Below are 7,990 nucleotides of genomic sequence, written 5' to 3' on the forward strand. Positions count from 1 at the left end.
CAATATGGCAATAAACTGATTCCACCGCGAAGCCGCTCTAAATTCCTGTCCAACATGGTGTACTTTAGCAAGTTGTTCAAAATCCTGTCGCACAACAGGTTTAATTAGCTCATGAAATACGGTATTCTGATGTGACAAAATCTGAATCCTGGTCGTTAAAGTGTTTGTTTGCACTCATATTTTAACTGTTAGGACTCAGGTTTTTTTTATTTAAAGCAAACTATGGGACAGCAGTGAGCTTGACTCCTCTTTTTTTATTTCGACGCGATAAACTCTCGAAGTCTATTGCATTCAATCAATGACAGATTTTGATCTGCTTTCCAGACAATTTATGTTATAAAGTTACATGAGTTAGACATCCACGATGGGTACATGCATATGACTGATCACAGTTCACCTGAAAAATCACCTTGGGGTTGGAAAGCACTGATTATCTTCTGTATTTTAGGTGGATTATTTATGTTGTTTTTCTGGCTTGCGGTCAGCAATGAACCAGACTACATGCCAAGCCAGCAAAAGAAAGAAAATACCCAGCAGCATGCATTTAAGAATGCACCTGCGATGTCTCCAGAAGCTTTAGCCAAAGCACAGGCTGACCGTGAAGCTCGTCAGGCTACCTCTTCATCTCATCAGACTCATGAGATGAGCACGGAGGAGCATAATATGTCTGCTGAAGAACATGCACAGATGGACACTGCTAGCCATGACGAAAATACGGCTCATGGTCACTAGACAGTTCCAAGATCAAATTTAAAAAAGCGAGGTTTTCCTCGCTTTTTTATTTTTTTAGTCTTTTAAGCTGAGATACATATCTATATGTGGAATGCCGCAATCCAGATATTCTTCACCCCGCACGTCAAAACCCAAGTTCCGATAAAAGCCAATCGCATGTACCTGTGAAGAAAGCTTTACAAATTTACGTTGCTCTGCCTTGGCCTGATCAATCACAGCCCGCATGGTCTTGTAGCCGATGCCCGTACCACGTGCCGACTGTAATACAGCTACGCGACCAATACTGTGATTCTTTAATAAGCGTGCAGTCGCCACGGCTTGATCCTGTAAATAAGCCACAAAATGCGTAGAGATTGCATCCTCCTCATCCCATTCATCTTCAGGAGCAATTTGCTGTTCCTGAATAAAAACGGCTTCACGTATCACTCGGGCATCTTGGGCTAAATCATCCCAGCTGCCTGACACGATTTTAAGATTTTTATCATCTAGCATTTAGAACCAATTCCCTGCTGATCCCACTGGTCATTCAATAACAATTCCAGTGAATGTTTTTGAATTCCATACATCTCTTTTAATGCCTGAATCTGGGCGAGAACAGCCTGATCTGGCTGTTCATAATCCTTCCGCTTGGTCGCCAGAATCATTTTATTTTTACTGGTGTGTTCTAGGGCCACAAATTCAAAGACCTTGGTTTCATAACCATAAGCCTTCAGCAATAAGGCACGAATGGTATCCGTTAGCATTTCGGCTTGCTGCCCAGCATGGATGCCAAACTGCAACATTGGCGACAGCACTTTCGGACTCTGTAATTGCGGTCTTAACTCTTTATGACAACATGGAGCACACATGATGATCTGTGCGTTCAGGCGTATACCGCTATGGATCGCAAAATCAGTCGCCACATCACAAGCATGCAGAGCGATCATCACATCCAGGCGTTCCGGTTCATAGGTACGCACATCACCCTGGAAGAAATCCAATTGATTAAAACCGGATTGCTGCGCGACATTCTGACAGAATTCGACCATTTTCGGATTCAGCTCTACGCCGGTGACATAGGGCGTCTGACCATGTTTTTGCATATAGTCATACAGTGCACAGGTTAAATATCCCTTACCTGAACCGAAATCGACGATACGTAATCCTTGTTCCTGCGGCTGGATTTGAGCCAGTGCGCCGGAGAAAATCTCGACAAATTTATTAATCTGTTTCCATTTACGTGCCATGCTTGGAATGATCTGGCCTTGCTGATCGGTAATTCCTAAATGCTGTAGGAATACACTGTCCTGATCGACATAACGCTGCTTGATCCGGTCATGGCCTTGTTCTGCTTTAGCCTTTGTAGAGACTGGTTTAGCTTTACTTCTTGTCAGCATGGCCTTTTTCTTGTTTTTCTTCAGCTGCAACCCTTCCTGATCAGTAAACAGGTTAGCTTGCTTACAACAGGTCAATAATTCCGTTACTTGAGTTAAGGCTTCATTCAAAGGATAATTTTTAGTGACATCCTGAGTCTTGTATCGATAGACACAGCTCAAAACCTTCTGCTCATTGAGCGAAATGACTCTAAAGGTCATTTTCTCCAATAGTTCAAGTTCACCTTTATACTGACTCAAAATCAGACGATCAAAATGATCAGTTTCAAAGGCTTGCTGAAAAGCCTCCAAGAATTGTTGTTCCTGAACCGAGAGAGAAGTCGATGTCGACATAAGAAAAACCTGATATGAATTGCTGCTCAAGTTTAATTGTTCTTAACTTAAAAGCAAAATTGAATTATTATACAAGTGTATATTTAAACAAGAATGACAATCATGCAGAATGCTCCCCTAGTTCCAGATTATGATCACAATGAGGAACGGATTAATTACATTAGTCATGGCCTCGGTTCTGCGCTGGCTTTGATTGCCGGTATTTTATTGATTATTAAAGGCTCTTATTTGAGTACCGGACAATGGATTGGCCTTTGGGTCTATGCTTTCAGCATGACTCTGCTGTTTTCCGCTTCGATGCTCTATCATATGTCTACTGCTGCTGACCGACGCTATTTTTTCAAAAAAGTTGATCATACGGCAATTTACTACCTGATTGCAGGTACCTATACCCCGTTTCTATCGATTGCGATTCCAACAGCCAAAGCCCAGTATTTACTGATTGCCTTGTGGGTGATTGCTGTACTTGGAACACTATTCAAGTTCATTTTCATCAACCGTTTCCAGAAACTTTCTTTAGTCGCTTATCTGGTCATGGGATGGCTTGCACTACTGGTTATGGACGATATGCAGCAGTACTTAAGTGCTCAATCTTTAACCTTTCTGATCATTGGTGGCTTAGCATACACCGTAGGTGCATTGTTTTACGCTTTAAAAAGAGTAAGATATACCCACGCTATCTGGCACATTTTTGTATTGATAGGCGCAGGATCACATTTTCTGTCTATCTATCTTTACGTGATTTAATCATCTCATTTCTCCATTTCAGTGACCCTGAGCGAGTTGAAACGAGAAGATTGCAGTTGTTTTTTTAAAAAATTACGCCTTTTTTAAAAAGATTACGCTTTTAAAACTAAGTTTTTTATTTTTAGTAAGTGTAAGGTTATTCATGGCGTCTTCAGATTCTATCGCTGTAACAGAAATTACAGCAACTAATTCAAAATTTCGTGTTTTAACAGCAAGTTTAGTGGGCACTACAATCGAGTTCTTCGATTTCTATATTTATGCCACAGCTGCCGTTATTATTTTCCCTTATCTGTTCTTCCCTACAAGTACAGATCCTATGACTGCGACTATTCAGTCGCTGGCAACCTTTGCGATTGCCTTTATTGCCCGTCCAATCGGTGCTGCACTCTTTGGTCACTTAGGAGACCGGATCGGACGTAAAGCGACTCTGGTCGCTGCTTTACTGACTATGGGCCTTTCTACCGTTGCCATTGGTTTATTGCCAACTTATGCACAAATCGGTATTGCTGCGCCATTATTGCTGGCTCTTTGTCGTTTAGGCCAAGGCCTTGGTTTGGGTGGTGAATGGTCAGGTGCGGTTCTATTGGCAACTGAAAATGCGCCAGAAGGCAAACGTGCCTGGTATGGTATGTTCCCGCAACTTGGTGCACCAATTGGCTTCATTCTGGCAACAGGCTCATTCTTGACCCTTGGCGCATTCATGTCTGAAGCAGAGTTCATGCAATGGGGCTGGCGTATTCCATTTATTTCTAGTGCACTACTGGTGATTATGGGTCTATGGATTCGCTTGAAATTGCATGAAACCCCTGCATTCCAGAACGTATTGAAAAAGCAGAAAGAAGTGAATGTACCGTTCTTCGAAGTATTCAAAAAGCATTCTAAAATGCTGGTATTGGGTACCATCGCTGCGATCTGTACATTCGTAGTGTTCTACCTGACGACTGTATTCGCGTTACAATGGGGTACCAAACAGCTTGGCTATACACGTGAAGAATTCCTTCAGCTACAGTTAGTTGCAACTCTGTGCTTTGCCGCGTTCATTCCACTTTCAGCAGTTCTTGCAGAAAAATTCGGTCGTAAGACAACTTCAATCGCAGTATGTGTGGTCTCTGCTATTTTCGGTATCTTCTTTGCCGATATGCTTGAATCAGGCAGTACGCTGGTGGTGTTCTTCTTCTTATGTATCGGCCTAGCGATCATGGGTCTAACTTATGGCCCGATTGGTACCGTATTGTCTGAAATCTTCCCGACTTCAGTACGTTATACCGGTTCTGCCCTGACCTTTAACCTGGCAGGTATTTTTGGTGCATCTTTCGCGCCATTGATTGCAACAAAACTGGCAACAACTTATGGCTTGTCTGCAGTAGGTTATTACCTCACAGCAGCTTCTATCCTGTCATTGCTTGCATTCTTGCTGATCCGTGAAACTAAAAATGATGATGTAAACAATCAGATCTAAGGATCTTGACAGATTAAGTTATCTCAATCAAAGCCAGCAGTTCATGCTGGTTTTTTTATGATTTCGCAACAAAAACTTGCTACTTCTTTGCGGATATTTCGGGAACAATCCAATAAATAAAGCCAGAGAATGAGGCAGAGTGATGCAGGATCTTATTGAGCAACTTACTCAAGAACAGCTGGTAGATATTGTGATTCTGCTAGAGGATGATAAAAAACTGGAAGCCATTCGCTATATCCGGACGCATACAGCTTTAGATGAATCACAGGCGATACAGGTCATTAATGAAATTGTCCGTGAACATGATCTGGCGCTGAATCGAGACAATAAAGGCAATATTGGCCCACGGTTCACTGATGATGCAGATGAAAATATTCCAGTGGTAACTACACCTTTGGAAGTTCCAGATCATCCCAACCTGAGCATCGCCAAAGATACTGAGGTAGCTGCACAGCAAGTCGGCAAACGCGTACCCGGCCGTGAGATTGAAAAGAAAATCTGGATCACCGCAGCCGTTATTTTACTGATTATTATTGTGCTCTGGTTGCTGCTTTAGCAGCAGTAAATGAATCCTTTTTTATACCAATTCGATAATATCAATGGTTGGTGGTACGCGAAAACGAAATGGCACGCCCACCATACCCGTTCCCACAGTCACAAATACATCTGCATGTTCATGCCGGTATAGACCTTTTTTATGGCCCAGAATGGAGACCTTTTTCATCACATAATCCGTCAGCCAAGGTAACTCGACCTGTCCGCCATGCGTATGCCCAGAAAGCATCAGTGGTCGTGTTGGCAATTTCGGCACCATATCCACGGTATCTGGATTATGTGACAGAATCACCCAAGGTTTGTCTTGAGGCAGATCCGGCATTGCGCGCATATCGGTTTTTCCAGCCCAAAGATCTCCTACGCCTAACAGACGAAATTCGTCAAACTCGACAATCTGCCCTTCAATGTCCATAACCTGATTCACTTCCAGCGCATAACGAAGCAATTCCTGAATAGGCGGGCCAGGATACTGTTCATCATGATTTCCTGTCACCGAATATACTGGCGCATGAATTTCTTTCAAGACCGCCAGCTCCTGTGCCAGTTTATTTTCAGGTTCATAGGTCCAGTCCCCTGCGACCACCACCAAGTCCGGTTTCAGATGATTCAGCTTATGCACAATCTGTCTTAACTGACGTTCATGTCCGGAAAACAGACCAATATGTAAATCTGCAATCAGGGCAATCCGTACCGGCTTTTTAAGTTTCTGTTGAGGATTGATTTGATAAGGCGTGGTTTCAACCCGAATCAAATGCGGCTCGATAAAACGTGCATAACTGAGTACTGCACTAATCACGAAAATAAAAATAGACTCATGAATCGAATAGTAGCCTATCCATCCTGCATAAATACTGAAGAACACCAACGGAATCAGCAAATAGGCCAGATAGAAAGCCAGCAGGTGACAAAACGCTTTAAAGGGATGAATGGTTTCTGTACGCGACTGACTCGACCAGGCCTGATACACTGCCCAAACGGCAAGAATGGCCATGCCTAGATAAAAATAAAAAAGTACGGAACTTGTATCCCACATAGATTTGCCTTGTCGAGTCGAGGAGCTGATTAGTGGCTTTATATTTATCTTTTCATAGCTGGCAATTATACTCAATCCAAATTTTTCAGTCTTTGATGTTTATGGTAAATGCTCCCCACGCTTCCGCTCACTCAAAACCTTCTGGCTTATCAAAAGCTTACCGCTATAAAGCCAGCATTTTACTGAGCTGCAGCCTGGTACTCGGCATTCCTGCTTGCAGTACGCTGCCTCCGCAAACTGAACAACCTAGCCGGATGGCATTTGAAACGGATACCTCACAAACCAGTCTGGCCCAGATTGTTGAGCCTTTACGTCGGCAGAATATTGGCCTGACCGGTTATCACGTGCTGCCAGATCCGCTTGAAGCACTCGCTGCACGTATCCAGCTGATTAATAAAGCAGAACGTAGTCTGGACCTCCAATACTACATTTGGGACAATGACCGTATTGGTGCATTGGCCTTGCATGCCCTCATTCAGGCAGCAGACCGTGGCGTAAAAGTCCGTTTATTGATGGATGATAACAATGCCAAGAAAATGGAAGGTATTTATCTGGCGCTGGATCAGCACCAGAATATCGAAGTCAAATTGTATAACCCCTACCGTTTCCGTAAATACCGTGCCATGGATATGCTGCTGGATCTAAAACGGATCAACCGCCGCATGCATAACAAAAGCTTTATTGCCGATAATCAGATTGCTCTGATTGGCGGCCGTAATATGAGTAACCAGTATTATAACGTCAGTGACAGTTATCAGTTTTCTGATGTAGATGTGATGCTGGTCGGTGCCGCTTCTGATGAAATCATTCATTCTTTTGATGAATACTGGAATGATGATTATGCCTATCCGGTTCGGCAGATTGTCAATCCTCGCCATCACGGACTCCGTTTCCCGAGCCTGAAACAGCAGCTGGAAGAATATAGCCATGATACTGCAATCCAGAACTACCTGAATCTGGCCAATCGTTCACAGGCTTTCGATAAATGGCTGGAACACAACATTCAACTCGATTGGGTGGAAGCTGAAGTCGTCAAAGACCCGCCAAGTAAAATCAAGTCAAAGGCTAAAACTGAAGATCACTTGAACTTCCAGCTATTACAACATCTGGAAAAACCGGAAGAAAGTGTGGATATCGTGTCGGCCTATTTTGTACCGGAAAAACAGGGGGCAGAACGTCTCAAGAAACTGGCTTCAGAAGATGTCAAAGTCCGAGTACTGACCAACTCTTATAAGGCCAATGACGTGCCGCTGGTCCATGCCTTTTATGCCAAATATCGTCAGGAACTGCTAAAAAATGATGTAAAACTTTATGAGTTTTTGGCGGCTCCAGATGCCGACAATTTGAATGCCAATACTGAAGAGCTGGCACAAAAATCGAAGGTCAGCTTAAAAGGCCTGAGCCGTTCCAGCCTGCATGCTAAAATGATGGCCATTGATCAGAAACAGGTATTTATCGGCTCTTTTAATTTCGATCCGCGTTCGGCTTATCTGAATACTGAAATTGGCGTATTGCTAAATAGTCCTAATCTGGCCCGTGCGGTACATGAAACCATGGACAAAAACTTAAGCAAGTATGCCTATAAGTTGGTTCTGGATGCCAACCAGAACGTTAACTGGAAAATTCGCAATGCCAAAGGTGAAACAAAGACCTTTAAAAAAGAGCCGGGAATGAAGTGGTATCAAAAAGCCTCAATAAAATTCCTGTCGATACTCCCAATCGAAGGTTTTATGTAATGAACCTGAGTTCGACATAAAA

9 protein-coding genes are annotated in these 7,990 nt (G+C 43.1%); 5 read left to right on the plus strand and 4 right to left on the minus strand.

Annotated features, from left to right (window positions below; all coding sequences use genetic code 11):
• Positions 1 to 138, minus strand: a 138-nt coding sequence (locus B3143_RS08620) for a DUF4372 domain-containing protein (protein WP_286740101.1), incomplete at its 3' end; no start/stop codon positions are given.
• Between the two features lie 240 nt (positions 139 to 378).
• Here B3143_RS08620 and B3143_RS08625 point away from each other — a divergent pair.
• On the plus strand, positions 379 to 732 hold the full coding sequence (locus tag B3143_RS08625; RefSeq protein WP_034581231.1) for a hypothetical protein: 354 nt from the start codon (positions 379 to 381) through the stop codon (positions 730 to 732).
• Between the two features lie 54 nt (positions 733 to 786).
• Here the strand turns inward: B3143_RS08625 and B3143_RS08630 are convergent, their stop codons facing one another.
• Together B3143_RS08630 and B3143_RS08635 are read right to left on the minus strand one after the other, a co-directional pair.
• Positions 787 to 1,224 (minus strand): GNAT family N-acetyltransferase, encoded by a 438-nt coding sequence (locus tag B3143_RS08630; RefSeq protein WP_004785210.1) that lies wholly within the window; start codon positions 1,222 to 1,224, stop codon positions 787 to 789.
• Positions 1,218 to 2,438: a class I SAM-dependent methyltransferase gene (locus tag B3143_RS08635; RefSeq protein WP_004785213.1), complete on the minus strand. Its 1,221-nt coding sequence runs from the start codon at positions 2,436 to 2,438 to the stop codon at positions 1,218 to 1,220. The genes B3143_RS08630 and B3143_RS08635 overlap by 7 nt, the downstream gene beginning before the upstream one ends.
• Positions 2,439 to 2,540: 102 nt before the next feature.
• Between B3143_RS08635 and trhA the strand changes: the two genes are divergently transcribed.
• The 3 genes from trhA to B3143_RS08650 all read left to right on the plus strand — a co-directional run bounded on the left by trhA (position 2,541) and on the right by B3143_RS08650 (position 5,200).
• Entirely contained in the window at positions 2,541 to 3,185 is a 645-nt protein-coding gene (trhA, locus tag B3143_RS08640) for a PAQR family membrane homeostasis protein TrhA (RefSeq protein ID WP_004785215.1), read from the plus strand.
• A 142-nt stretch (positions 3,186 to 3,327) separates the two neighbouring features.
• Complete coding sequence (locus tag B3143_RS08645; RefSeq protein ID WP_004785216.1) at positions 3,328 to 4,644, plus strand: MFS transporter; 1,317 nt, start codon at positions 3,328 to 3,330, stop codon at positions 4,642 to 4,644.
• Between the two features lie 142 nt (positions 4,645 to 4,786).
• Positions 4,787 to 5,200, plus strand: coding sequence for a hypothetical protein (locus tag B3143_RS08650; protein WP_004785218.1), 414 nt, complete (start codon positions 4,787 to 4,789; stop codon positions 5,198 to 5,200).
• A 21-nt stretch (positions 5,201 to 5,221) separates the two neighbouring features.
• Here B3143_RS08650 and B3143_RS08655 read toward each other — a convergent pair whose 3' ends face one another.
• Positions 5,222 to 6,232, minus strand: a complete 1,011-nt coding sequence (locus tag B3143_RS08655) for a metallophosphoesterase (protein ID WP_004785220.1) — start codon at positions 6,230 to 6,232, stop codon at positions 5,222 to 5,224.
• Positions 6,233 to 6,333: 101 nt separating this feature from the next.
• Between B3143_RS08655 and B3143_RS08660 the strand changes: the two genes are divergently transcribed.
• Complete coding sequence (locus B3143_RS08660; protein ID WP_034581233.1) at positions 6,334 to 7,968, plus strand: phospholipase D family protein; 1,635 nt, start codon at positions 6,334 to 6,336, stop codon at positions 7,966 to 7,968.
• Positions 7,969 to 7,990: the final 22 nt, after the last annotated feature.

This window comes from Acinetobacter sp. UBA1496 (assembly GCF_002324975.1).
GTDB lineage: Bacteria > Pseudomonadota > Gammaproteobacteria > Pseudomonadales > Moraxellaceae > Acinetobacter > Acinetobacter variabilis.

What these genes read in the sequence shown, in the direction of transcription:
- B3143_RS08655 (WP_004785220.1), bottom strand. Translation starts at nt 6,232, where the DNA reads ATGTGGGATACAAGTTCCGTACTTTTTTATTTTTATCTAGGCATGGCC.
- B3143_RS08630 (WP_004785210.1), bottom strand. Translation starts at nt 1,224, where the DNA reads ATGCTAGATGATAAAAATCTTAAAATCGTGTCAGGCAGCTGGGATGAT.
- B3143_RS08635 (WP_004785213.1), bottom strand. Translation starts at nt 2,438, where the DNA reads ATGTCGACATCGACTTCTCTCTCGGTTCAGGAACAACAATTCTTGGAG.
- B3143_RS08650 (WP_004785218.1), top strand. Translation starts at nt 4,787, where the DNA reads ATGCAGGATCTTATTGAGCAACTTACTCAAGAACAGCTGGTAGATATT.
- B3143_RS08625 (WP_034581231.1), top strand. Translation starts at nt 379, where the DNA reads ATGACTGATCACAGTTCACCTGAAAAATCACCTTGGGGTTGGAAAGCA.
- trhA (WP_004785215.1), top strand. Translation starts at nt 2,541, where the DNA reads ATGCAGAATGCTCCCCTAGTTCCAGATTATGATCACAATGAGGAACGG.
- B3143_RS08645 (WP_004785216.1), top strand. Translation starts at nt 3,328, where the DNA reads ATGGCGTCTTCAGATTCTATCGCTGTAACAGAAATTACAGCAACTAAT.
- B3143_RS08660 (WP_034581233.1), top strand. Translation starts at nt 6,334, where the DNA reads ATGGTAAATGCTCCCCACGCTTCCGCTCACTCAAAACCTTCTGGCTTA.